General features: G+C 58.7%; 27 protein-coding genes and 1 pseudogene. 1 reads left to right on the top strand and 27 read right to left on the bottom strand.

Going from position 1 to position 25,155, the window contains the following annotated elements; all coding sequences use genetic code 11:
* Positions 1–221 precede the first annotated feature (221 nt).
* On the bottom strand, positions 222–977 hold the full coding sequence (locus tag HBR93_RS17455; RefSeq protein ID WP_169960744.1) for a spermidine synthase: 756 nt from the start codon (positions 975–977) through the stop codon (positions 222–224).
* A 142-nt stretch (positions 978–1,119) separates the two neighbouring features.
* Here HBR93_RS17455 and HBR93_RS17450 point away from each other — a divergent pair, with 142 nt between their 5' ends.
* A complete protein-coding gene (locus HBR93_RS17450; RefSeq protein ID WP_057958936.1) occupies positions 1,120–2,466 on the top strand; it encodes a 3-deoxy-7-phosphoheptulonate synthase class II in 1,347 nt (448 codons plus the stop codon).
* Between the two features lie 88 nt (positions 2,467–2,554).
* On the opposite strand, the gene HBR93_RS17445 is transcribed toward HBR93_RS17450, so the two are convergent.
* The 26 genes and pseudogenes from HBR93_RS17445 to HBR93_RS17320 all read right to left on the bottom strand — a co-directional run bounded on the left by HBR93_RS17445 (position 2,555) and on the right by HBR93_RS17320 (position 25,154).
* Positions 2,555–3,787 (bottom strand): winged helix-turn-helix domain-containing protein, encoded by a 1,233-nt coding sequence (locus HBR93_RS17445; protein WP_169960743.1) that lies wholly within the window; start codon positions 3,785–3,787, stop codon positions 2,555–2,557.
* Between the two features lie 43 nt (positions 3,788–3,830).
* Positions 3,831–3,941, bottom strand: a pseudogene (locus tag HBR93_RS27165) (DUF1127 domain-containing protein); the annotation flags it as partial.
* 95 nt (positions 3,942–4,036) lie between these two features.
* Positions 4,037–4,456: a tail fiber assembly protein gene (locus tag HBR93_RS17435; protein WP_262377318.1), complete on the bottom strand. Its 420-nt coding sequence runs from the start codon at positions 4,454–4,456 to the stop codon at positions 4,037–4,039.
* On the bottom strand, positions 4,456–5,526 hold the full coding sequence (locus HBR93_RS27020) for a hypothetical protein (protein WP_262377317.1): 1,071 nt from the start codon (positions 5,524–5,526) through the stop codon (positions 4,456–4,458). Before HBR93_RS27020 ends, HBR93_RS17435 begins: the two co-directional genes overlap by 1 nt.
* Positions 5,526–6,101, bottom strand: coding sequence for a YmfQ family protein (locus tag HBR93_RS17425; RefSeq protein WP_169877173.1), 576 nt, complete (start codon positions 6,099–6,101; stop codon positions 5,526–5,528). The genes HBR93_RS27020 and HBR93_RS17425 overlap by 1 nt, the downstream gene beginning before the upstream one ends.
* Positions 6,098–7,168: a baseplate J/gp47 family protein gene (locus tag HBR93_RS17420; protein ID WP_169877174.1), complete on the bottom strand. Its 1,071-nt coding sequence runs from the start codon at positions 7,166–7,168 to the stop codon at positions 6,098–6,100. The genes HBR93_RS17425 and HBR93_RS17420 overlap by 4 nt, the downstream gene beginning before the upstream one ends.
* 1 nt (position 7,169) lies before the next feature.
* Positions 7,170–7,487 carry a phage GP46 family protein gene (locus HBR93_RS17415; protein ID WP_338126070.1) on the bottom strand — a complete coding sequence of 106 codons (318 nt, stop codon included), beginning with the start codon at positions 7,485–7,487 and terminating at the stop codon, positions 7,170–7,172.
* A gap of 113 nt (positions 7,488–7,600) precedes the next feature.
* Positions 7,601–8,314, bottom strand: coding sequence for a hypothetical protein (locus HBR93_RS17410; protein ID WP_169877176.1), 714 nt, complete (start codon positions 8,312–8,314; stop codon positions 7,601–7,603).
* Positions 8,315–8,372: 58 nt separating this feature from the next.
* Entirely contained in the window at positions 8,373–8,888 is a 516-nt protein-coding gene (locus HBR93_RS17405; RefSeq protein ID WP_262377315.1) for a phage baseplate assembly protein, read from the bottom strand.
* A gap of 44 nt (positions 8,889–8,932) precedes the next feature.
* Entirely contained in the window at positions 8,933–10,060 is a 1,128-nt protein-coding gene (locus HBR93_RS17400) for a phage baseplate assembly protein (protein WP_338126068.1), read from the bottom strand.
* Positions 10,044–11,369 (bottom strand): DNA circularization N-terminal domain-containing protein, encoded by a 1,326-nt coding sequence (locus HBR93_RS17395; RefSeq protein WP_169877178.1) that lies wholly within the window; start codon positions 11,367–11,369, stop codon positions 10,044–10,046. Before HBR93_RS17395 ends, HBR93_RS17400 begins: the two co-directional genes overlap by 17 nt.
* Positions 11,366–13,594, bottom strand: coding sequence for a phage tail tape measure protein (locus tag HBR93_RS17390; RefSeq protein WP_169877179.1), 2,229 nt, complete (start codon positions 13,592–13,594; stop codon positions 11,366–11,368). The genes HBR93_RS17395 and HBR93_RS17390 overlap by 4 nt, the downstream gene beginning before the upstream one ends.
* 177 nt (positions 13,595–13,771) lie before the next feature.
* Positions 13,772–14,158: a hypothetical protein gene (locus HBR93_RS17385; RefSeq protein ID WP_169877180.1), complete on the bottom strand. Its 387-nt coding sequence runs from the start codon at positions 14,156–14,158 to the stop codon at positions 13,772–13,774.
* Between the two features lie 5 nt (positions 14,159–14,163).
* The gene (locus HBR93_RS17380) at positions 14,164–14,535 is read right to left on the bottom strand and encodes a phage tail protein (protein WP_169877181.1); all 372 of its coding nucleotides are present in this window, start codon (positions 14,533–14,535) and stop codon (positions 14,164–14,166) included.
* 13 nt (positions 14,536–14,548) lie between these two features.
* Entirely contained in the window at positions 14,549–15,652 is a 1,104-nt protein-coding gene (locus tag HBR93_RS17375; RefSeq protein WP_169877182.1) for a phage tail sheath C-terminal domain-containing protein, read from the bottom strand.
* The gene (locus HBR93_RS17370) at positions 15,649–15,843 is read right to left on the bottom strand and encodes a hypothetical protein (protein ID WP_169877183.1); all 195 of its coding nucleotides are present in this window, start codon (positions 15,841–15,843) and stop codon (positions 15,649–15,651) included. The genes HBR93_RS17375 and HBR93_RS17370 overlap by 4 nt, the downstream gene beginning before the upstream one ends.
* Complete coding sequence (locus HBR93_RS17365; RefSeq protein WP_169877184.1) at positions 15,843–16,409, bottom strand: phage protein Gp37; 567 nt, start codon at positions 16,407–16,409, stop codon at positions 15,843–15,845. The genes HBR93_RS17370 and HBR93_RS17365 overlap by 1 nt, the downstream gene beginning before the upstream one ends.
* Complete coding sequence (locus HBR93_RS17360; RefSeq protein WP_169877185.1) at positions 16,409–16,900, bottom strand: phage protein Gp36 family protein; 492 nt, start codon at positions 16,898–16,900, stop codon at positions 16,409–16,411. Before HBR93_RS17360 ends, HBR93_RS17365 begins: the two co-directional genes overlap by 1 nt.
* A complete protein-coding gene (locus tag HBR93_RS17355; RefSeq protein ID WP_169877186.1) occupies positions 16,897–17,436 on the bottom strand; it encodes an HI1506-related protein in 540 nt (179 codons plus the stop codon). The genes HBR93_RS17360 and HBR93_RS17355 overlap by 4 nt, the downstream gene beginning before the upstream one ends.
* A 9-nt stretch (positions 17,437–17,445) precedes the next feature.
* Positions 17,446–18,339, bottom strand: coding sequence for a Mu-like prophage major head subunit gpT family protein (locus HBR93_RS17350; RefSeq protein ID WP_169877187.1), 894 nt, complete (start codon positions 18,337–18,339; stop codon positions 17,446–17,448).
* A gap of 25 nt (positions 18,340–18,364) precedes the next feature.
* The gene (locus HBR93_RS17345; RefSeq protein ID WP_169877188.1) at positions 18,365–19,333 is read right to left on the bottom strand and encodes a phage protease; all 969 of its coding nucleotides are present in this window, start codon (positions 19,331–19,333) and stop codon (positions 18,365–18,367) included.
* Positions 19,334–19,588: 255 nt separating this feature from the next.
* Positions 19,589–20,143, bottom strand: a complete 555-nt coding sequence (locus tag HBR93_RS17340) for a phage virion morphogenesis protein (protein ID WP_169877189.1) — start codon at positions 20,141–20,143, stop codon at positions 19,589–19,591.
* Positions 20,144–20,246: 103 nt separating this feature from the next.
* Positions 20,247–21,533 (bottom strand): PBECR2 nuclease fold domain-containing protein, encoded by a 1,287-nt coding sequence (locus HBR93_RS17335; RefSeq protein WP_169877190.1) that lies wholly within the window; start codon positions 21,531–21,533, stop codon positions 20,247–20,249.
* Entirely contained in the window at positions 21,533–23,089 is a 1,557-nt protein-coding gene (locus tag HBR93_RS17330; protein ID WP_169877191.1) for a DUF935 domain-containing protein, read from the bottom strand. Before HBR93_RS17330 ends, HBR93_RS17335 begins: the two co-directional genes overlap by 1 nt.
* Complete coding sequence (locus tag HBR93_RS17325; RefSeq protein WP_169877192.1) at positions 23,089–24,645, bottom strand: hypothetical protein; 1,557 nt, start codon at positions 24,643–24,645, stop codon at positions 23,089–23,091. The genes HBR93_RS17330 and HBR93_RS17325 overlap by 1 nt, the downstream gene beginning before the upstream one ends.
* A complete protein-coding gene (locus HBR93_RS17320) occupies positions 24,642–25,154 on the bottom strand; it encodes a DUF3486 family protein (protein ID WP_034112617.1) in 513 nt (170 codons plus the stop codon). Before HBR93_RS17320 ends, HBR93_RS17325 begins: the two co-directional genes overlap by 4 nt.
* Position 25,155 lies beyond the last annotated feature (1 nt).

Here is a 25,155-nt window from a genome sequence, read left to right as displayed (position 1 = left end):
TCGGTATGTGTACATAGCCATTGCTGCGGTAACGGCGGCTATTGGTTCCGCCCTGACGGCGGGCCACTTTCGAAAAGCGCGAAAATAACCAAAGCGCTTTTGCCACCACTCGGTGCCTCGCCTAGGCTCGGCATGCCCGCAGCAACAGATATGTACACAAACCTGAGAAGCACTAAAGAGATGTGCAGAGACCTGGGCCGCAATGCGGCCAGTCCAGGCAACTAAGTCGCCGTACGAACCGCCTTGATCAAGGCCTGCAACGAATACCCCAGGCGCGGCGCCAGCGCCTCGGCCCGCGCAGACACCGCCGCCAGGTCCAGCGTCTGGTCCAGGTCCGCCGGCACGATCAGGATCACATTGCCCTCCTTCACCGGCAGCTCCCAGTAATGCCGATGATAAAGCCCACGCAACAACGCAGCGCCCAGGGGCTTGCCATCATCGGTGGCCCATTGATTGATCACCAGCCAACCACCAGGGTTGAGCTTCTTCTGGCAGTTCTCCAGGAAGGTCCAGGCCAGGTGGCCAACCCCCGGCCCCACATCGGTATACAAGTCGACGAAAATCAGGTCCGCCGGCTCCGCCGTCTCCAGCAACTCCAGCGCATCGCCCACGCGGATGTACAGCCGCGGATCATCATCCAGCCCCAGGTATTCGATGGCCAGGCGCGGTACATCCGGGCGCAGTTCAATGGCTTCGACATCTTCCAGGGGCAGGAACTTGAGGCAGGCCTGGGTCAGCGTCCCCGCCCCCAGGCCAAGGAACAGCGCACTTTCGGGATGCTCGTGGCACAAGGCGCCAATCAACATGGCACGGGTGTAGTCATACTCCAGCCAGCTTGGATCGGCGGTGAACACACAGCTCTGCTCGATGGCATCGCCAAACTCGAGAAAGCGGTAATCGGCCACTTCCAGCACACGGATCATGCCGAAGTCATCATGGACCTCAGCCAACAGGCGCTCGACGCGCTCCTCAGTCATTTCATCTCCTAATGGGCCCGGGCACGGGTTCAAGCCGCCTGGTAGCAAGCGGGAAAGGCGCGATTGTCGGCCAAGCGGCGCCAGCAGGTCACGCACTAATTGCTGATAACATGCACGTTCCCGACATTCATTCGAGTTCACGATGAGCCAACCCTGGAGCCCCGACAGCTGGCGCGCCCTGCCGATCCAGCAACAACCCCACTACCCTGACGCCGCGCACTTGCTGCAGGTCGAGCAGAGCCTGGCCAGTTACCCGCCGCTGGTGTTCGCCGGTGAAGCCCGGGAGTTGCGCCGCCAGTTTGCCGAAGTGACCCAGGGTCGCGCGTTCCTGCTGCAAGGTGGCGACTGCGCCGAGAGCTTTGCCGAGTTCTCCGCCGCAAAAATCCGCGACACCTTCAAAGTGCTGCTGCAGATGGCCATTGTCATGACCTTCGCCGCAGGCTGCCCGGTGGTCAAGGTCGGGCGCATGGCCGGCCAGTTCGCCAAGCCGCGCTCGGCCAACGATGAAACCATCGACGGCATCACCCTGCCCGCCTACCGTGGCGATATCGTCAACGGTATTGGCTTCGACGAGAAAAGCCGCGTCCCGGATCCGGACCGCCTGTTGCAGTCCTACCACCAGTCCACCGCGACCCTGAACCTGCTGCGAGCCTTCGCTCAGGGCGGTTTTGCCGACCTGCACCAAGTGCACAAGTGGAACCTGGACTTTATCGCCAACTCTGCGCTGGCCGACAAGTACAGCCAACTGGCAAACCGCATCGACGAAACCCTGGCCTTCATGCGCGCCTGCGGCATGGACAGCTCGCCACAACTGCGCGAGACCAGTTTCTTCACCGCCCACGAAGCGCTGCTGCTCAACTACGAGCAAGCCTTTGTGCGTCGTGACAGCCTGACCAACGACTACTACGACTGTTCGGCCCATATGCTGTGGATCGGCGACCGTACACGCCAGCTCGATGGTGCCCACGTCGAGTTCCTGCGCGGGGTGAACAACCCGATCGGGGTCAAGGTCGGCCCGAGCATGAACCCCGAGGATCTGCTTCGCCTGATCGACATTCTAAACCCGGACAACGATCCCGGCCGCCTGAACCTGATCGCACGCATGGGCGCCAACAAGGTCGGCGACCACCTGCCCAACCTGATTCGCGCCGTGCAGCGCGAAGGCAAGCAGGTGTTGTGGAGCAGCGACCCGATGCATGGCAACACCATCAAGGCCAGCAGCGGCTACAAGACCCGGGACTTCGCACAAATCCTCAGTGAAGTGAAGGAATTCTTCCAGGTCCATGAAGCCGAAGGCACTTATGCTGGCGGGATTCATATTGAAATGACCGGGCAGAATGTCACCGAGTGCATCGGCGGTGCGCGGCCGATTACCGAGGATGGCTTGTCGGACCGGTACCACACCCATTGCGACCCGCGGATGAATGCCGATCAGTCGCTGGAGCTGGCGTTCCTGATTGCCGAGACGTTGAAGCAGGTCAAACGCTAGGCAGGTGTGGCCTGAACCAACGCTATCGCGAGCAAGCCGGGCTCCCACCACGGTCAATGTGGGAGCCGGGCTTGCCCGCGATAGCGTCCTATCTGCCAGCCTCCATTGCCAGCATTGCCACCCGCAACCGGGCTGCGCTGTGCCGCTGACAATTGATCTGCACCTGCTCCAACCCCAGCCAATCCGCCATCTGCCGCAGGCTCAACGCCAGCGCCAACATCCCCGCCTCATCCAACCCTGGCTCTTCCTCATGCACGGCATGCACTGCCAACCGCGCATTGGCACGCTCGGCGCGCAGGTCCACCCGTGCGGCGATGCGTTCGTTGTGCAGGAACGGCAGCACGTAATAGCCGTACACCCGCTTGTCCTGCGGGGTGTAGATCTCCAGCCGATAGCGAAAGTCGAACAGACGCTCGGTACGGCTACGCTCCCAGATCAATGAATCGAAGGGCGACAGCAAGGCACTGGCTGTCACCTTGCGCGGGACCGTTGGCTCGGGCAGGCAATACGCCGGCTGTTTCCAACCCTGGACCTGGCAGACCTGCAATTGCCCATCCTCGACCAACTCGGCGAGGCGCCCACGACTCTCTGCCGGGGTCAGGCGAAAATAATCGCGCAGGTCCTTTTCCGTGGCGATACCCAGCGCCGTCGCGGCATGCAGCAACAGGCCACGCTGGGCACTGTGCTCGCTCAAGGGTGCCTGTTGCAGGATAGCTGCCGGGATAACCCGCTCCGGCAGGTCGTACAGCCGCTCGAAACCACGGCGCCCGGCCACCGTCACCAGCCCTGCGGCAAACAGCCATTCCAGGGCCTGCTTTTCATCACTCCAGTCCCACCACGGCCCGGCGCGCTCTTCACGGGTCGACAGGCTGCCCGCCCCCAACGCACCCTGCTGTTCGACGATGGCCAGCACGCGGCGGATGGTCGCCTGTTGCTCGCGCCCAAAACGCGCCATCTGCTGATAGATCCCCTGCCCCTCGGACGCCCGCTGCATGCGCCAGCGCATCAGCGGATACAGCGCCATCGGCAGCAGCGAGGCCTCATGCCCCCAATACTCGAACAGCGTACGCTTGCGCCCCTGGCTCCAGGCCGCCTGTTCCAGCAGCAACGGCGAGTAATGACCCAGGCGGGAAAACAGCGGCAGGTAGTGGGAGCGCACCACGGCATTGACCGAATCGATCTGCAACACACCCAGGCGCTCGATCAGACGATTGACCTGGGCTGCCTTGATCTGTGCGGGCGGCTGGCGCCCGGAAAAGCCTTGGGCCGCCAGTGCCAGGCGGCGTGCTTGCTTGAGGGAAAAGCGCAGTTCTGCGGGCATGTGCATCTCCTGATTACGCCCGCAGACTGTAGCGCGGTGGCCGTCATTTACCCAACGGGTCATTCCACACAGACCGGTGGCGTTCATGCTCGACATCCGCCCGGGTCAAGCCAATATCCTTGAGTGAGTCATCACTCATTTCTGCCAGGACCTGACTGTAAGCGAGCGCCGGATTTGGCACCGCGTTGCGCGATAGTTGGCATAAGCAAAACACAAGGACTGCCACCAACTTAGCGCTTTGTTTGGCATCTACTCCGCTACTGCCGCTCCGGGTGCCAACGGCCAGTCGATAGTCACCGGAAACGTTGTTTGCTGGTCGATGCGATTAAGGTCGATTCTGTAGTCCTTCCACCGCGTGAGGCTGGCTATCTCGGTCTCTGTCGCTCTACGGAGGTCCACGGCGTCTTGTAAAGGGGCAATACGAATAGCGGCAACCGACAATAAATAGTCACGCTGACGTAGCGCTATGCTGGACAGTTCTGCCAGTGTCGGTACGGGGGGGACGATTGGCGCGGGCTCAGGGACCGCTACAACCTTAAACCCACCATCAATTGTGACCATTAGCCCCGCGCACATCCCCTCCACAGCTTCAAGATACTGGTCCTCAGTAATTTCTACGCCCCCATCGATGGGGTCTTGCTGGACTAAGCCGTTGGCTGCATAAGGCATTATTTGATCCTCATATAGTAGGTAGCACCGACGTTCCGGGAGCGGGTCTCGTTGCCGATTCGTGGTGTGCCATTCACCCCGTCAGTCATAATTGACAGCAGGCCGCCCGAGCTCAATCTGAGGAACTCCCCGCCATCGGTTACCCCAGCTGGCGCGGACCTCATGGCTCTGCTGCCGTCCCCAAAAGAGTGGCCCTGAAACTGGTCATCCTGGGCTACACCACTACTACCAGCGCGCAGACCTCGACGCTCAGTATTTATCAGGCGAACGGCCTGTCCATTTATCGGGCTTCCAGCAAGGTTGATGAGTGCCGTGGCATTAACGAGTGGTGCGGTGCCAGTTACGCTTTCTGAGGTCAATACACCCGCGTTGTAAGCATCACTGGCTGTGAGCTTGATGTAGCGATAGCCATTCGTCGTGGGAGGGATTGCCACGCCGTTTATATGATCAAAGATGGCAATAGGCACGCCTATCTGCTGCATCGCCCACGGATCAATCGCCGCGATTGCCGCAGCAACACCCGCTGCGAATCCAGCCGGGGTGATTGGTTTAGTATCGTTCGAGCCAGCGATAACCTCGGAACCCAACGCTGTTGAAATACCGTAACCGGCCAACGTCGTAGCTTTGGCAGCCTTTCCCGCAAGGGCGTTCGTCATGGTGGTAGCGAAGTTGGGATCGTTCCCAAGGGCATCAGCAAGCTCTTTCAACGTATCGAGTGCATCAGGCGAGGACCCGACCAAGTCTGCTACAGCCAGATGAATTGCGTTGCTGGTTTCCGTTTTAGTGAAGGCGTCAGTGATTCCAAAACCATTGATGGTAGTGGGCTTTCCGCTGATTTTGGCCCAGGTACTTGCAAGCTCTTGCAAGGCCTTGATGGCTTTCAACACCTGTGCGTCATCCGCTGGGTCTAAGACCTGGCCGCCCGCCTGCACTACGTTTACCAGCTCCCGCTGAATCGTATTCAGCCAGGCTGCCATGATCATAGTTGCATCAATACCTGAACCCGGCTGGCCCGAGGTGAATTCACCAGCGCCATTCGCAGTTGAGGTGCTACTCCCGATTTTCTGCATCAGTTGTCTCCGTAGCCAAATAGCAAAGTGGACTCGGCCGGTTTCATTTGGCTAAGTCGACATTCAAGTATTTTGTTACCCCAGGACGCCAGGGGATCGCCTGCGGCGGTGAGTCCCGCCCTGGCATAGTTGACGGTCACGGACGGGGCATTGACCCGCCAGGCGTAGTCCCAATCACCGCCATAGAGCCGGTCGCCCGCCCGCGCTATGCCCGCACGCGCAGGACGAAAAGTGGTGATAGTGATGTCGTAGCCGAGGGCTTTCGCCAGAGCGATAAAGAATGGTCGGCTCTGTCCCCCACGTGCCTGGAGCTTGCTGACAACAGCCTGTACACGCTGACGCACTGATTGAGACACATCGACCAGGCATGGGTCCGGCAGTGCAAGCACGCGCTCCCAGTCAGCCAGCCCCATGCCTGAGTCGGCAAAGATCGCGCTGTAGACAGCCTCGGCCTGGGCGTCGGACTGCGTCAGGGCGTTCGCCTCGGCCTCAATGGTGGCGGAAAGTTGCGGTGCGTTGCCGTCGTAGGAGACGGGAGGAAGCAGCAACCGCAACTGATCGGCGAGCTGGGTCATTCCAGTAGCCCCAGTACCAGAGCGCCGGGGCGAATCCAGCCGACCAACTGCGGATCGTCTGACGCCAGGACGTTGCCCATGGGCGCAGTGACTTCCCGGTCAACGACACCCGCAAGGTTGTTGATCATGGCCTCTATCTGCGAACGTTTGAGCGTCTGGCGAGGCAGCAAGGCGCCTAGCAAGGCGTCGTAACCGGCCTGGGCTGCGACTTGCACGTCCGCCAGGTCGTAACCCTCTGCAATTTCAACCAAGGCTGCCGCATCGACCTTACGAATGGTCGGGGCATACGCTAGTACGTCAGCAATAACTGAACACATACTGCTCACGTGTTCTTGGCAACGGGTTATGACCTCGGCCGAGGGGTTGCCGGTGCTTGCTGTCAGCACCAGGTCTATAGAGCCCCCACCACGACGCTTGGGCAATACCAGGACATCTGAAACGCCATCTACTTCCTTGGCCCAGCGTCTGTAGTCCGCAAGGTTTCCACCCGCTGGTGGCTCCTGAATAACATCGAGGTAGCGGGCCAGTAGCGAATCCAAACTTTCCTGATCTTCGCCCCCAGTGGTCGCACTGACGAAACTCGCATTGGCGTCCATTCCCAGAGGCGGACTGGTGAGAACCAGGTCACCGGTCAAGCCATTGAGCGATGCACCCACGATTTGCGCCCTGACCTGAACGGTGGCGGTGCCATCGGTGCCAATTGTCGCGCTAGCCAGGCTGTCGAACTGCTCGCCGGTTGTACGGTGCGTCAATGTCGAGCCTTGCAATAGCTCTACCCGAGCAGTGCCTTTCAAGGCCACTGGAGCCGTTGCCGCCACTGGAGCCTTACGTTGTACTCCTCGGATGCCAGCACTGCGCACCAACTCTTCCTCGTCGGCGGTGTCTGGGAAGATCTGGCGATAAATCCAGGCCAGCTTCTGATAGATGCCTTCGATTGCAGCAGCAACTGCCACTGAACGGATGTAATGGTCGCTGTCGGTGCCGATGTCGGCTTCGTCGTTGAGCGCTTTGATATCCCGCAAAATGCCAGCGAGAACGGTCTCAAGATTGGGAGCGGAAAAGGCCATGTCAAATCACCCTTACAGGTTGGCGAAACACCTGCGGATTGCCGGTGGCGTCGATGATGTCGATTTGCAGCGTGAGCCAGCCGTTATGGGGCTGCTCAGTAGTGACGGTGATCGTCTTGGAGCGGCCGTCATCCAGCAGGGGTTTGAGCGATTGCTCGGCGTATTGCTTGGCAAGGATGCCCACCCGAGGGAGGTCTTTTGCGCGGCGAAGTTCGTGCAGGCGGGAGCCCAGGGTGGGATCTTTCCACCAGGTGCCGAGGGGGGTCATAAGGCGCACGTAAACGGCGTTTGCCAGCGTTTTAATACGCTGGCCCGTCAAGTCGCCTGTAGTTGGGTTTATGCCTGCGTCCATGGGGAGGCATGGTGCAGGGGCACGCGGGGGAAGTTTATTTCGGGAGGGCTTAAGGTTTTGACGCTTGCCGGGCTGTCTTTCTAATTGTTCTGACTGATAACAAACGTTTTATGAAAGTCTTTTTTGTCGCAGCAATGAGCAATATCTGATAAGTCGCCAAGCTTAAGGATTCTTGCATCATCACCCGATGTTCCGTTGTAGACGAAAATCCGATATTCCTTTTGATGGCTAAAGGTGTTTTTCTTTCGCATGATCGCCTGATCTTCTTCGAAAGAGCCACTGAAGGTTTCCGGATCAAAATACTCAACTAATCCACGCCCAACAATATGCCCTAACTGAACCTCCGTTTTCAGCGCCGTGTCTATGCGGTTGATCAGCTCTACTGCGGGAACTATCGCGCAGTATTCACCTAAATCGCCTTTATCGACATCTAACATCATGTAGGACTTAAGGTCCTCGAACGTGTCAAAAGACAACTCATCGTCCCCGTAGACGGCAGACATACAGTAAACGTGGTAGTCATTATGGCGCGTGAGCCCCATTAATATTGGACCCGCAAAATCCGTTAACTCCCGCTCCTCCCCAGTATCATTATTCATGATGGTTAGCTTTACGCTACCTGGCTGATGCCAACTTGACGTCCCCTCATGCACATCCCCGATATTACATCCGTCCTGTTCCTCATACGCCTTAAAGAACTTCAAACGGTTCATGTACAGATCACCGCGCAAAAAAGCGTCACGATGCATTTCTTTTTTAAAGAAGCGGACTAACACGATGATCTTTTTTGCCATGGGCGCCTACTTTCCTAAAGACATTACGGTTCATACGAGTAACAGAAATATCAGAAAGTCACTGCATTTGCGACGGCTTCGGACCACCCCCATGGTCATGTGCATTGTAGATATCGCGCCCGCCCTGCATCGACCGCGTATGGTCTTCGATCTCCCCATCAGCCTTGATACCGCCCTCAACATGCTGATCGCCGGATATCTCCACCATGGGCGTCTCAAACCGCACCTTGTTCTTGACCTTGAACAACAGTTCGTCAGTCACGACCTCAATGACCCTGCCACGCTTCATATGCACGTAGTCGCCCTCGTCGGTATAGAGCGATACCTCACCGTCCTTAAGCTGGAGCCGATACCGGCCATCCTCACTGGCGACCACGACACAATGGCTACTGTTACCTCCGATGGGGATCACCACATACTCGGCACCAGCTAATGGCGCCGAGCTAAAACCATAGTGCTGTGCTAACTCAGCCGACACGGACTCACCCGCCAGCCCCTGCATTTCGACGCCAATCAACGGCCCATGGGTGTTGCTAACCGCAGTGGCACGAAACGCCTGGCGGACCTTGCTCATCGCCCTCCACACTTGGTCACGCACAAGCTGCGCCATGACACTCATTAGAGCCCCTTAATCATCTGGATGAACGCAGCGTCCGGGTTGGACTTGCCTTTGTGTTTCTTCACCTTGTTACCGTCCAGCACCCACATTTTGTCTTCACGCAAGCGCAGCTCAGTGATAGCCCCTTCGCCACGGGCCAGGCGCAATGTGCGAGACATCAGAAAGTAGATGTCATTCAGGCCATGGGGCTCACTGCGCACGTAAACACGCTGGCCTGGGGTCCAGACCTGCCCGTTGTCGGCCCGATGGCCTTTGACTACAGCGCGGATCTCGAAACCCTCCAAGCGACTATCGGCCAAGAGCTTACGAGCGCGGGTTGTCGCCATGTCCTGGCTTTCGCTGGAGCTATCCACCACCACCTTGGGGCGAAAGATCCCACGACGGGCCAGCGTTTCGTCCTGGACCTGGGAGCGCAGATGGGAACGCTTGGTGTCCAGCCCGTCATTGGCGTACTGCCCATGCTGGCCGAGCACCGTGATTTGGCTGTATCTGTTAGCAATAGAGCGGCGCACGGCTAAGCGCTCTACGTTGTTACCTACGCCATCCTCACGCATCACCAACGCCCCTACGGGCGGGGTCGTGTAATCAGGCCCGCCGATGATCAGACGGCCATCCGGCTCCACCCAGGGCCAGAGGCCGTTGGCCTCGGACACTTGGAGCAGAGCCTCCCAGGCGGTTTGCCCTGGTTCAATCTGTACGCGTCGACGGGTCTTAGCCTGGTCGGCGCGGATCTCGACCTTGTAGGCTCCCAAAGGCTTAACCACCTGGTCCAGAATCTGCGCCAGGGTTGCCTCCCGCATGGACACGAAAGGCGACGAACAATCCACCAGGGGCGCCGCCAGGTCGCGGCCATTAATGCGCATGGAGATGCCCCTGCGGGAAATATCGTGTTCAAACTCATCGATCTGGCCGGTGAGTACCCGGTCGCCATCCAGGGTCAGCGAACATGGCGCGCCTTCCTTGATGACGTCCGGTAAGCGTGTAGCGTTCTTGGTGTGCAGCTCAAGTTCAAAAGCATCAGCCGGAGTCAGTAAATCGGATTCAATCGACCAACCGTCCCAGGTGTCATGCGCCAGGCCACCAATGGCAAGTCGGATGGACGGAACAGAATCATTCAGCGTAAGCACGCAGCATCCTCCCAGTAGGAATGTTATGCGGCGTTTTCAAGTCAGGATTGAGCCGGATCAACTCGATAGCGCGCTCATGGTCGCCATACCAACGATGGGCCAATAAACGCAGGCTGGCAGGCGACTCAACTTCCCGCTCAATCATCGGCGGACTCAACAGGATGACCTGGCGGGCACGGGCTTGGATCATGGCGGCAGTGTTGCGCAGTGCTTCGATCACCGGCAGAGACGCTTCCACGTCGAACAAACGGCGATGCAACAGGATTGCGCCCTGCACCAACGAGCGCACCAGGTTAACCAGGCCCTCCAGTTCATCCGGGCTCAAGGTTGGTTTCTTGCTTTCGTCCTCGATCACGATGGCAACCGCCTGGGCATGGGAGACGGCTAGTTCGGTGATGACCAGGACGACCAGGGCAAAACCACTGGCCTCGACGGGATCGTCTGGCATGCGGTCGGGCAACAGGCTCGCGTCCGGCGCAACGCCCTGGCGGGCACTGATCAAAAAGGCGTTGGCCGCGCGCGCCGGTTCGGTGGTCAAGCTGTCGCCGCCCGGCATGGATGCAGGAACACCAGCGCGAGACAGCAGCGCCGCCGAGGTGCTGGGTGTGTTGTCCTGGATGGAGCTGCGGATCTGCGAAGGCGTGCGGAACAGGTCGACCAGGGGATCGAATGCGGCCGATGGGTTTTTCGCCATGGCGATTACGCCGGACACTACACCGAGAATCTGGGAGCGCAGCTGCTGCACGCGCAGGAAGATGCCCGGCAAGCCCAGTGCCTTTTCGATCAGGCCCACCCACCCGCCACCAATCCACGATTGAATCTCGCTGACCAGGGAGTCGATCCGGCCGAATAGATCAAAGACCCCGTCTTGCCAGCGGTAGGCGTCCTCTTGCTCCAGGACGCCAATGTCGACGAACTCAAACTGCCGTGCGAAAAATGGCAGGTCCGGCGTGTCTTCAACAAACACAAGGCTGACCTGGGCGGAGTCTGGATTGTCAGCGTCGTGCTTCACATCAACGTTGTGTGAGACGACGCTCAGGCTGCCATAGATCGGGTGGATCAGTTCACCAGGGCCACGCTGCCCAAGAGCAGCCAATAGGTTCTGTAGTTCGATCTCGTAGTTAACGCCGTAGACGATGATCTGCATCGGGAGCCGCCGAGCCCCACGGCCCAGGTCGACCACACTATCGCCATCTTTGAACGGTGTTCCATGCTCGGACAGCGCCCGCTGCCATTGAAGGTTTTCACTTACGACTTGGATCGGCACGCCTCGAAAGGATGCGTCCAGGAGGGTTTCTGCCCAACTCATCGGCCGCGCCTCATTTGGATGTCAGTTCGTCGCTCGACTTCGGCCTGGATCATGTTGGAGTCCATACGCAACTCAATGACCAGCGGCTGATCAAGCAGGCGTTGTAATCGAGCTGCGGCCGCTGGAGTTTCTGCCCCGGCGGTGACAGCGCGGTTTGCGATACCTGCGGCCCATTGGTTGGCGCCATCAACGGGAAGTCCTGCGGCCGTCATGCCGGTTTGCTGGTGCGACAGGCGTTGAGCCTGGGACGACAACCAGTCCGAACTCTGGTTGGGGTTCTGCCCAGCCAGGTCAAGGCGGTTCCGGTAGAACGCCGTCTGATAGGTTCGCTCCCCATCGTTCAAAAGCTTGCTTCGCATGGCGGCGTCTAACCGACCCGCATCTGTGCCAGTCGTACTTGCACCGCTGATTTGCGTGGCTGTCGCGCCGATAGCTATAGGTCCCAGCCAGGGAGCCACGAAACCACCAGGCTTCCCCTTACCAGCTGTTGTGCCGTTGGGCAGATCAGGCAATCCACCACCGAGCGGTACACCGGCCGGCCAGTTGGTAACGAACACAGATGTAACGCCCGTGGCCTCTTCCAGCACCTTTCCCACGGCGATGTTTTTTAGGGTCTCAGGCCCGCCCATGAACTTATTGAGCAAAGCACCTGCACCCGATTTGGCACCGCGCCCGGCGTAGTAGCCGCCAATACCCAACGCTGCACCACCGGCCAGCATCTGCTCACCAGACAAATTCAAGTCATCAAGTAAGTAGCTACCCATATCGGCAAAGCCCTTGTTCAAGGGGGTCGCCATACGGTCGATTGCCTGCCCGAGCGTCGCTTTCATCCTGGCAGCCGTGCCGCTGGCACTCTCGGTGTTTTCCTTGAGGTCCCGGCCGATAACGGCGTCTGAGCCACCGATTGTCTTAGTTTGCTCACCCATGGTGTTCAGCCGGTCCCCCGACAACATGATGCGCATCCCTCGCACGGTGTCCTGGTCCATCCCCTTGAATACAACGCCCATGAACTTGGCGCGCTGCTCATCGGTTTTCATCTTGGCGTACTTGCCTTTCAGATCGCCGAAAACGTCCTGCGGGTTCCGCGAGCTGCCGTCCTTGTTAAAGAATGTCACGCCACTGGTTTTGGTGACCTGGTCCCGATACTGCTTGGTACTGAACACTCGCAACGTGGACTCGGCCAACGTGCCGAGGCGGTCTGGCTGCATCTCAACCGTGGAGAGGGTTTCCGTGAATGCCAACGCTTGGGCCATGGACATGCCCGCGGCCGCAGCGGCACCACCAATTTTAGGAAAGAGGTCGGCAAGGTTTTCAAGTTCAGCGTTACCGAGTCGCCCGGCCACCGTCATTTTTTGGAGCAGATCCAGTGCCGCACCTTCCTTGTTCAGGTCAATGTTGAACGCACTTGCACCCGCGACCACCGCCTTGCCCAACACTGCGGAGTCGGCCCCTGTGACTGATGTCGACTGGCCGATAGCGTCGGCGGTTTTCTTCGCCGCGTCATACTTCACACCCGAAGCAATCAAGGTATTGAAGCCACTGTCTACGTCTTCACGATTGACGCCATAGGCCTTCGCGATCCGCCACCCCTCGTCACGCCACTCATCCTTTTGATCGGGTGTCATATCGGCGGTTTGTTTGGTGCGGATCAGTTGACGGTCCAAGCGAGCGTTACCGGTCAAACCGGATACAACGCCGATACCGAGCCCCAGCCCGGCAAGCTGCCCTTGGGCACTGCTACCCAGGCCCTTGATTCGGTCGAATTCCTGGCGAACACCGGTCGCAATTGTCTTAAGCACGCGAAGATTCCGCCCGCCGTTCTGTGCCAGGCGCCGGAACGCAGATTCAGTCCTTTCAACGCTTTGGCGCAGCGGCTGCACGCCCTGTCTGTCCGCACTGGCAAGTTCAGTTTTGGTATCGCGGGCAGCCTTGCGGGCAGCGTTAGCCATCACCTTTAACTCTTCGGCGGTCTTGCTGACTACCAACCGAGTTTCACCACCCGCTTTTGCAGTTTCCCGCATGGCACTGCGAATAGTCTTGTAGCTGCTGGCACCGGCCTGGCCGACCTTAGTGATTGCCGAGCTGGCTTTCCAGCTCTCATCCGCCAGAGACTTCGCGCCGTCCTTACCAGCCTTGCGAAGGTCGCCGGTAAGTTGTGCGATCTCACGTCGACTGTTGCCTGCATGGGCCTGAAAACGTAGTGCGACGCGCAGGTCGGAACTCATGGGTTACTCCCGAAAGGCTTAGAGGTACAAGAAAGGCCCATAAATGAGCCTCGCGTTACTTGGGTTTTGGGAGAGGCGTCCGCTTACGTTTTGCGACATAGCGCGTGGTAGTGGTCTTGCCGACAATAAGGTCGATACGCGCGTCGATCTCAGGCTTGGTCATCCGCCTGATTTCCTCTAGGCGGTAACCGCGCTGGACAAGTCCGTGTTCGATTCGTCGCCAGTCGGTAAGGCCGCGTTCTGCGGCTCGAGCTTTTTTTCCAGTTCCTCATCAGCGTCAGCGATGACGCCCAGGTCGCTCTCTGTGAGGGACGCCCGCAGAAGGTCAGTCGTCAGCGCCTCTTCTGGAATGTCGCCAAGAGAGAGCAACTGGCGGCGATAGACCTCAACCGTTACCAGTTGAAGCGGACCGTTCGGATGTTCTTCCTGGGCGGAAATAAGGTCGCCAGTCACAGGAACGCGCAGAGTGAATGTCTTGTGGAACACTCCGGCGTAATACACCCCCACATTCAACTCACGCGTGATGGTCAGGCCTTTCCATTGCTTTAGCTGTTGCTCGGTCATTGCCTTTACTCCGTGTAGTAGTTCAAGGCGGCAATGGTCAGATCGCGGGTTGCCTCACCCTCCACCTGGTATTTACTGCCCATCTCCATCAAAGAGCAGCCGGTCCAGGTCTGACGCTTGCTGCCGCCGTCCTGGGGATAAATGGTGAGCTTGGCGTCCAGCAAGGCGCGCCAGTCGGGCTCGCCGGATTTCGGGATAGGCACGGAGATTTTCAGGTCGTGCTCTTCGATACCTTTTGCGGTCCCGGTAGGCCGACCGGTGCGGTTCATCGTCTTGACGATCTTGCGACCAGTCTTGAGGCTCGGCTCTACGCTCGTGACCTCGTAGTCGGTGCCGTTGATCTCCAGGACGATCTGCCCTACGTAATTATCAGACATCTCAAATCACCTCTTACAAGAGCATGTCAATGCGACCGGCGAACACATGCAGGCCGTTGACGATATCGACAGGAATGGACGAGTTGATGCGATTCGCGTCCTGGAGCGAGCGCTCACAAACGAGCCCGTCGGCGTTCTCATCGACGTTCTCCACGATCTCCAACTCTTCCAGCTTTTTCAGTACATCCAGCAATTCGCCACGGACAGCCGGAGGAGTTTTGCTGGAGAGTTTGGAGCGAGGAAAACGCAAGCGGATTCGGTCGCGGCAAGCTGTACGCACGTAGTACAAGGTGCGAATGCTGGTCAGATCTAACAACGACACGTCAGTCGCACCCGCCGCAGACTTGGTATAGGTCGTCACTGCCCGGACGATCTGGATGACGTCACCCGCACCGACTTCCAATGGGGTTACACCGTTTGCCAGGGCCGTTTCTTGCTCGACGCGCCCGAGACGCTTAGCCATAGGCGGCACTTTGATGCCTGCCAGAATCAGCGTATTCAGCGGCCGCGCTGGGTCTTCCTCAGAAGCGATCATCGCAGCATAGGCCGCAGCGACCTGACGGGCAGTCGATGGAGTGCCAGGCAACGACGCCAGACTGATTGCGCCGTTGTTCAAGGACGCAGCCAGGGTGGTAGCAGCGGACAGACTGGTGGTATTGGCTGCCACCCCGATGATGCCTTGCTGCTCCATCGAGTTGGTCCAGGTCTCAATATGCGTACGCAACGCAGTAAGGGCTGTCTGGCTGTACCAGGCCGGAACCAGGATCGTAAAACCACCCATGGCCGTGGCGTCCAGCGCCGCCTTGATATCGGGCTCGACATCGCCTTGAACAGCCACACCCACCGCAGAGATAGAAGCGTACCGATACGCACCGATAAAGGCAGCGGCCATTTCTTCGGCCACGGTGCCACCGAACAAGTCCTTGGCCTCCGGCGAACTGTAGAACGGTGTTGGCACATTTGCCTCAACGGTCGCACCCTCGCCAAGCGGAACGATCAGGCATACGTTCTGTTTGTTGGTCGGCAGATTTCGTACAGCCAGGCGAAGGTTGAACTCCATGTAAACGCCAGGCTTACGAATGGACGCCGGGATCGTGTCGAATTCAATACTGCTCATTGATCGGACTCCTTTGCGGCTTTTTTGGCACTGCCGGGCGATTGCTTCGCGGGCACTAAAAGTTCTTCCGCAGCCAGACGGCGGCGGTAGTAGGAGGTATCCGGCACTTCGACTGCCTCTTCCCCCTCGATGTATTTGAATGGATCTTTTTCCATTGGCACCCGATGACCAGGTGCAGCGATTACGCGCATTACACGTCCCTCAATTCGATACGGTCTGTTACCACCGGCTCGGGGTTTTCCGATGGGGTGTGGTACTCCAGGGACATACCCAGGAAGTCCGGCAGATCCTCTTTTGGTTTCACCCAATCCAGCTCAATCACGAACGACTGGCCCAGGACTGATAAGTGGTCATTGGAAAACTTGCCGGTGACCAGGTTGGAAAGCTCAGTTGGTTTGATGGCTGCGCGGCCCTCCCAGGGCTGCCAGTCGACGAGTTTGTGCATGCAGGCCTGCCACAGGTCATAGCTGCCGATGTCATTGGGGCCACTGCCGCGTCGAGTCTCCCGCTCACCTCGGGGATGGCGAGTGACGATGATCAGGCGAAAGGTAATTGGCATCGTGTAGCGGTCCTGGCTGCGCGGTTTAAACGTCGCCTTTGGGACCGTCAGCAGTACCGCTGGGCAACGTTTGAGCAAATCGGATAACAGGTCTGGGTCGCTCAGTTCGCCGCCGTAGCTCTCAACCTTGAGGCTTCGAAGCTTGGCAGCCAGCTCTTTCAAGCGGGCCTCGATCAAGTCCTCCAGTTCGCCCAGCATCAAAGCCCCCTCAGTGTGCGGCGATCCATCAACCGGAGCTGACTGACGATCTGCATACCAGACCGTCCAGCCTCGGCCGCACCACGTTCTTTGTCCTCCAAAGCCAAGGTTTCCAGGCGCTTTAAGACATCTTTGTAAAGCACCCGCACGGTCGACTCTTCCTTGCCTGCGTCGTCGTAGAGGTGATACCGGGCGATCTCGGCTAGGTCGGCCGTCACCCATTCCGGGGCGTCCTCTCCAGCCGGGCGAAAGCGCAGATAAAACGAAACCTCACTTCGCGCCCGAGTCACTGCGTCGGCGATCCTTGCCAACGCCATGACTGCAATCGCCACATCTTCGGCATCCCAGCCGTCCAGGGGCTCACCTGCCGCCGCCGCTGTCAGCAACTCCGGCTCAATGAGCCGCTTGTTGTCAGGCACGGAGACTTGCGTGATGTCCCGGGCACCGAAGCGAATCAGGAGCTGGCTAGCAGACGGCAGGGACAGGTTCATTTAGTGGCGTCCTTTGGCTTGGCTACACGGGCCTTTTCAGGCCTAGCAACCACCGGGACAATCTTCTCCGCAGGCTCGCTTGCATCGCCCTGGACCGGCTCAACACCGCTGACAACCGGAGCAACCACCACCTCAGCCGCTTGGCCGGTCAATGGCCCAGTGGCATCGTCACTGGTGCCGTCCAGCACGGGTTCTGCACCTGCAATTCCAGGCACGTTGTCGACCAGGACTGACTCGGGGATGCTGACCACTGGAGCAGCCACAGGCGCAATGACTGTTTCAGACGCTTGCGACTGGGAAGCTGGAGCGGAGTCGGTCGCTTGCGAAAGCGCAGCTTGCGAGATGTCTTCATTTGGCTCGTCCTGTACCTGGTCGAATTCATCCTCCTCATAGGCAAGGATCAATTGAGGCTCTTTGATCAGAGCTTTCAGCTGCTCTTCCGTGAAGAAGTCGTCCGCGTACTTGGTCGGCTGGCTTGGGTGCGCGATACCACAACGGCGAAAACCGTTATGCCTTGCCTTGATAACGATGGTCATAACGCCCCCTTAGCCCAACCAGCTAGGCGACAGAACCTCGGCGGTGCCTGCCCACTCGTTGCCGTTATCAGCGTCTTTAACCAGGATCTTGCGGGCCGCACCTTCCAACTGGGACGGAACGACCAGCAGGCCGGGATTAACACCAAGAGGGCGGCCACCGTCTGCGTGGAAGTTCTTCATAGCAGCCCGAGCGGCACCGTAGTTTTCCGCCGTCAGTGGCGCATTCGAGCAGAAGGCGAACTGCCAGAAACCAAACCCGACGTTGGCGCGAGCATCGACGCCATAACGGTATTCGTCGCGCATGAACACTTGTTCGTCATCCATGCTGGTCATCGCTTTCAGTGCGTAGTCGCGGCGCTTTTGAAAGATGATCGGCTTGATTGCGCGGCTGACATCGAGCAGATACCAGGCCGGGCCTTCACCAGCCTGATAGTTACTGACAGAGACCGCCGTGCCGGTGCCGTCGGTATTTGGATAGACCGGGTGGTCCACGTCAAAGAAGTTCTGGCCGTCGTAGCAGAGAGTGGCGAGCCCTTTTTTCAGCAGACCAAACACCAGCTCGTCAGGGTGAGCCGTAGATGCTCGGCCCATTTCCTGGAACAGTGGTTTGTAGACGCCGATCTCGTCGTCTTCGATGGCATCGCGTGGAACGCCGATAGAAGACTCAAACTTCTTGTTGGCGATGGAATAGCTGTGCGCTGCCATGTCCTTGAGTACGCGGTCGCCGATCCACTCACGGAAAGTCGGGAACTGGCCCAGCCAACCATAGGTGTTACTGGCCGAAGACGACGGCACCAGAGTGGCGATGCGCTGCCAGTCAGTAGGGGTTGCGGCCTGCGCATTTTGAAACTCTGCCTTGAACGCTGTGAACAGCGCCTGCAAGGCGGCGGTAGTGATAATCATGAAACGCTTCCTATATAGAGGGGAGTTACGCCTTGCCCTTGATGAATTCCGATTCGCTCATGCCCAGCAGCGAAGCGACCTTTTGCTCTTCGGCATTGAGCGCGGTTTCGGTGTTATCGGGCTTACGCTTGCCCAGGTCCGTCGGATCGCCCACCGATGGCGCCGCCGCCACGAAGTCTTTCAGACGCTTCAAACCTTCGGCGTCCTGGCAGCTAGCGCGGTGGTATTCCAAAGTCGCTGGAACTATCTTCCCGGCCTGGGTGGCTGCGGTGAGGACGGCGTCCACTTCCTTGTCGTGGTCAGCCCTTTGAAGCTTGACCAGTGCTTGCTCCGCATTGGTCGCTCGACCGCTCAAGGCGTCGTAGTCGGCACGCGGAACGAACAGAGCCAAGTTCGGCTGTTCGGAGTTGGCCGCCTGGGCGGTCTTGAGTTTGTTGATAGCCGCAATGGCGTCTTCTTCGGTGGCGGTCTCAGGCAGGCCGAGCAGTGCCAAAAGCGCAGGTGAAAGTTTCACTGGCGTGGTCTCCGGGTCTTCTTGGTTGAGTGCTGTCAGGAGGAAATTCGGCTTGTTGGTCAGGCCCGCGCTGACCAGGCGCGCAATGCGCATGGTCACAGCGTCGTAGTCGAATACGGGAGAGAGAAAGCGGTACTCGCGGTTGATGACCTGGAGCGAGGCACGGGGCGTCCAGTCGACCTGGCCCCACAAGGCACCGTCGCGGGTTTCCAACTGCTTGATCCAGCCACCGGCCGGGGCGTCTTCACCTTTCGTTGCGCGGTGCTGGGTGGAGTGTTCCCAATCAATCGGTAGATCAATGGCCCGATCAGTGAAGCTGGAAAGCACCAGGGCCTGGCCCTGTTCATCGAACAGCCACTGACGGCCGTCGCGACCGGAAACAGTCGGACCTGCTGGAATCAGCTCGACCCACTCCGGCGCTTTGCCGTCAGAGACGGTAGCGGAGAGGTCAGTATTGAGTGCGAGAAGTGTCTTTTTCATGCCGCCAGTTTGGGCGGCCAGGATCAAGCGGAGAGTTTCAGGACGGCTTAAGGTTATAGCCGCTGAAAAATGGGGGGCGATGTTTCAGGGGAGCCCATTCTATACGCATAGAACGAATTACTGCGCAGCCCCCATGCAGTTTTAGCCCTACGGCCAAATCTAACGCATCTCTAACGGTAGTTCGTCAGACTGCCCGCCATGGTTGTACCTGCAAGCCCCCTAAAACGCCGTCAGCGGGCTTTCTCTGAACTCGACTTATAGAGGTTCCGAAAGGTAGTCGGAGATGATGGCGAGGATCTCAGCGTCGTCCTCAGATGACAGCCCCAAATATGGACGGGCTGGCATCTCCGTAGAGTGTGCCCCGCGAGTCACCCACTGGGCAAAGTTGGACTTACTGCGCTTCACAAAGCGATTGCCCACTGTGCCGTTCTTGGCGCTGAAATAAACCTGCTGGGATCGTGCTGCATGGTCGACCTTGCCGCCGAGCTGGTGAATAGCACCATAGGGCCGGTCCGTACCGAACTCCAGCGTATTACCGCTGACCTGGTGCCGGATGGTGTCTTGCAAGTCGCCACCCTGACGCAGGATCTTGTTATTGCCCTTCTTGGCAATGGTTGACGCAGCCAGTGGCGCCCATGGCGAGCCGTCTGGCGCGACCTGCTGACGAAAGCGATTGTCGGTTGATTGATGCAGATATTCGGCAATATCAAGCAGCGGGACGCTCAAGTCCTCCAGCCGGTCAGCCAGCTCGTTGAGCGCTGCACCTGCCCGGCTGTCGTCTAGTCCAACATTTAGCATTGCACCTGCCACTCTCACCTCCTACTATCCAGTTACCCCATTGAGTGAGCAGTCCCCGCCAGGACCTCCAGGCCTACACTCAGGGTTTAATCGCGTGTGGCGGCGCGCGGTTTCATCACTTCTTATCGATCTGCGGCCTGCGGTACAGCCGAACACCGATCCTCAGTTGTTCCAGGTAGTCAGGATCACTTGACTCCGGGGAGAACGTCGTTACCCCGTCCCACCCATCGTCACCCACTTCAAATACAGACAGCGCTGGTACTGGCTCGCCGTCGATCTGGTAGCGCGAGATGTACCGACGCCGGACCACAGCCTTGTTCCTGGAATAGAGCCATTCCAACCTTACCCATACCTCGTCCGGGTCTTTGATCGCATCGGCCAGCAACAACAGTTCCCTTGCGTGCCCGCGCTTCCTGATCTTTAACGCGCCGGTTTTGGCATTGGTGAATAGCTCCCGCCCGATCACCACGGCATCGCCCGTCACGTCCTTAAACACTACAGGCGCTGCCTCAGTCGCACCGAACTCCGCCAGGAAGCGGCCCGCATACTCGGAGTCAGTCAGGCCCGTGGGCAACAGACGATTTGCAGACATCTCGCGGGCTGCTGGTAATGCACCAGGTGCGCGGCGGTTTGGTAGACCAGCACCTTGCACGCTACTGGCCCGCGCCCCTGGATCGGGTAGCGGATCGTATGCACGCAAGGGCGGTACGGCGGCATTAAGGCGCGATTGACCAGGTGCATAGTCAAAACCCGGATCAATACCTTTAGGTACACGGACGACACGCGGTCCGTTGGGGCTGTTCATGCCGATAGTGCGATTCTCGTATTCCACAGCAGGCGCCGGGCCGACTGTCAGCCCCATGCGATCAACATCCCGCTGGCTCGCCATAAACTTCTTGCACTTGCAGCCCCAGCCGTTCTGCGGCGTATGTGTCGCCCACCAGGGGTCATCAAGTGGCAACGTGGTGCCATCCCAGAAAAGATGTTCAGCCCTGGGGTGGGCGCTGTCGCCATGCCGGTAGACGCCATACGGCCGACGCTTACGCAATTCCGGGTCGGCCATTTGAGTTTCACGACCGGCGTTGTAGGACTGCCGCAAGTTCGTTTCATAGATCACGCGGGAGCGCCATCCACGACCGCCGTTGTACTGCCAGCCGTGCTTGCCAACGACCAAGTCAAAGTCTTTCCTGAACTGATCCAGGGTCAGCCCCTTGGTGATCGCCTTCTCGACAGCGCCGCGCATGTCGCTCAACAGATCGCTCTTAGTGGCTCCGGCCACCACAAAAGCCCAGTCATGCTCGACGTTATAGATGTCGGTCCACGCCCGAGTGGGGATATCTGTCTTACCCCGGAAATAGTCGATCTGTTCCTGGAACGGCAAGGAGCCATGGGATACCGCCATTAAAGCCCCCTCAGAATATCGGCACGACCAGCCAGGCTGGCCGCTGCCAGACCATCCGCCATGACATCGGCCATCTGGTTTGTACTCATTTCAGGATAGGTTTCGATCAGCCTATCCCGGAACTCTTCCAGGCTACCGACCGAGTCCAGCAGCTCTTTAAGACGGTCGACCATGTCATCCATGTACGGACCGGCTGCGGCCTCCAAGACGTTAACCTGGTTATCCACAATGTCCCGCACTGCGGCTGGCCTGGCTTTCACCTGCTCCCGATTCGCGGCTCGGGCCAGTGGTAGGTCTGCAACCGGTGAAGGTACGCCCAACAGCTCGGCACCCTCTGCGGGCTCAGGGAGATTGAGCTTGTCACGGATAACCGACTGCTCGACCTTCAACCCCAGCGGCACCAATTCCTTGAGCGCTTCGATGAGGATCTTGGTGTTTTCCGGCTGCGGGACATCAATGATCAAACGCGGGTACGGTCGACCAGGTGCAAAGTTCAGGTCGCACCAGGGGCGAACAAAGTAGCGGTTCAGCGTATTAGATTCGGCCTTGGCATCAGCCTGGAGCAGATCAAGACGCACCTCATTGTGAATCGTCGCCTGCGCCTGGCTGGAGCCATCGTCCGTAGACATGGTCTGACCCACCACCGCCTTACTGACCTGCTTATCCCACCACTCGGCCAGGCCTTTGAAGAAGTCTCCGGCACCGGTTACGTTCGCGGCCTGGGTGAAGTCGATACGCATACTGTCCGGGATCACAGCTGCGGCATCGCTGCCCAGGTTGGCGACTGCCGACATCAGAGTCGAGATATCTTCCTTACTGGCACCAGGCCCATAACGTCCCACGCGCATCGGCATACCGAAGATATCCGCGAAGCCCATCCAGTCTTTCCAGGTCCATGCCTTGCACATATAGCCAACAGCGGCCAGGCGGGCCAGACCGCCCCGGATCGGCAACCCTGAACGGATACGTGGCAGATGCAGAATGAACTTGCAAGGCGCCAAAGCGATGCCATTGACCGGATCTGCCTCATCGAGCAGCCGCAGTTCCCGGCCGGTATCGCGGTCGAACTGGAAAAAGCGCTGGTCACGCGGCTCAAACCGTAGCGGGTTCCAGGTCTTGCCGCTACGGTCCCACATGATTTCCGAAACGGCATAGCCTTTGCCCATGGCATCGGTCAGGTCTGCTTGCAGCTCGCCAAACTCAGGGGCTCCCACAATTTCCTTGAGTTGGTCAGCTCGACGTACATCCTCGGGATCATCGCTCGCAGCCTCCACACGAATTTCTAAGCCAGAAACGGCGAGCTTACGGGTGCCTAATACCGAGGCGTAATGCAGATCCCGTTCCTCCATTTCCTCTGCAAGGGTCAGATAGTCATGAGCCGAGCCGTCCGCAGCGGCTTGCAGAATGCTTGCAAGGCGACCAGGTGTCAGGCCATTCGCTACCGACTGGTGCCAAACCTGGCGAATGCTGGTGGTACGAGCTGCAGCCAGCTCTTCCGTGAGTAGGTCGTACTGGATCGGGCGACCGTACTGGTCGACGATTTTGGATTGGGCCATTACCAAATGCCTTTTTTGGAGCGCCACCCGGCGCCAGTCTGGATCTCACGATCATGCTGGGACGCGGGCTGAACTCGGTGATATTCGATGATCTCTACTTCCTGGCGTGACGCATAGTCAGCCAGTGCCGCAGCAATACCGGCGTCGCCGTGGCGCTTCTTGGGTCCGGACTTTTCGCCTTTCTCGTTGGTGCGTTTTTCTGGAATACGGGCCACGCCCTTGACCATCCGAAACGCACGCACATCGCTGACCACATCCTTGTCGGCCGGGATGTCGTAGAAGGTGTCGTCCTCCAGTGCCGCCTTGAAAAGCGGCATGTTGTCGCGATACCAACCCTCGGTAAGCATCACGCGCTCAATGCGGTTGAAGCCAAACTCAATGGCAGTGGCTTCCGACAATTGCGAACCGTTACCCCTGGCGTCATCGGCACCTTTGAGCAGGTTGGGCAGGCGCCGAAGGATGTAAAACTTGACTTGTTCCTGTTGCTTGAACGGGACATTACGCAGCTCCACCACAAAGGGCGTGCGCTTGCGCAGGTTCTGTTCCTTGAGCAACGGCCAGATGACCGAAAGGTCGCCGGTACGCCCGAAGTCCATTCCGTAAAAGCTTTGAACGTCCAGCGGAATGGCTGAAAGCAGCGGGAGCAAATGTTCTTCGCACCACTCCAGTGACTCAGCTAGACGCAGGTGTTCAGAGATTGTTTCGTAGCCCTGCGGATACTCCAGGCGCACCACCGGCACGGCACGGTTACTTCGCTGTTCGACCAAGGCCATGCTAAGAAAAGCGCCTCCGCCTTGAGATGGAACGCAATCAAGCTCTTCATCGGCGGCATCACCGTAGAAGTCGTACACGTCCTGCACCCACGCGGCTTCTTCTTCGGGCTTGTACTCGATGCCCTTACGCAGACACACCCGCTTATAAAGCCCATCGGCGACAGCTTCACGGAATGAACAACGGAACAGCTTGCCCTTACGCTTGCCTGCCCGGATGTCATTGATCAGTTCATTAAATGCGTTCTCGGTGCCGTCGTGAGTGCTGATCACATGGACTTCCCCGCCCCAGATCAATAGCGCGAGCGCGGCTTTCAGCAGCTCGGCCAAGTCCTGGTGGAACGCCGCCTCATCAATCACGACCACGCCCTGACGCCCCCGAAGGTTGGACGGGCGGCTGGTGAGCGCAACAATGCGGTGCCCACTAGGGAACACGATGGTGTACGTCTTAATGTGCTTATCTGGATCGCTATCCGGCCATATGCCTTCTTCGATCTCTTCGGCCGCATAGTTGAAGGCCCGAGCCCACATGGCGCAGGCCTGGATGTACTCGACCGTCATGTCCTGGTTATAGCCCAGGTAATAGACAGTCTGGCCTCCCGCTGGTTTTTCGGCAGCGGCTACCAGTACGTTGTCCGCTGCCTCGGCCCAGGTGAGGCCTATACGGCGGGACTTTTCCCCGACCTTGAGCGGCGCACGGATGCCGATCCAGTCTTTCTGGTATTCGAGCAGGACGGCTGGAGCGCTCAAGGCATGGGTGCTGTCCAGGACAAGCGGCAGGCTCACGACGCCATCCCCAGGATCTCACGGCGGATCTCGTCAACCGTTGCCTGATTCAAGCCGCCTTTTTTGGCGATCTTTTCAACACGGGATGCTGCCGCCTCGGCCTTCTCGCGATACTCCGCCTGCCATTTCTTCTGGACGACAGAGGCTTTACCCAGCTCGGCCACAGCTTTGGCGACTTTTGTTAAGTCCATCTTGCCGCCGTCACTCATCAGCAAAGTGAACAGCCGTTCCTGGACTAACCGCATCAACGCTTCATTGACTGAACCCTCATCATCTGGCGCAGCCAGAACAACGGCCCTTGCCTGTTCAGAAGCCATCTTGAGCGACGCCAGCTTGTCTTCGAACTCCGAGCCATAGCGATGCAGGGCACTTTTCCCAATGGAAAAGCCACGGCGCTCCAACTCCGCAGCCAATGCCTCATAGCCGGAAAAGTTCGACTCCATGAGGGAGTTATCAAGCCACTCCTTTACCTTGGCCGGAAGCGCGGCCACTTTGCTACGGGGCGGCATG

Origin of the sequence: Pseudomonas sp. WS 5411 (assembly GCF_012985595.1) — a bacterium.
GTDB classification, from domain to species: domain Bacteria; phylum Pseudomonadota; class Gammaproteobacteria; order Pseudomonadales; family Pseudomonadaceae; genus Aquipseudomonas; species Aquipseudomonas shahriarae.
Note: the sequence above shows the minus strand (reverse complement) of the source record. Positions and strands in the feature narration are given on the sequence as shown.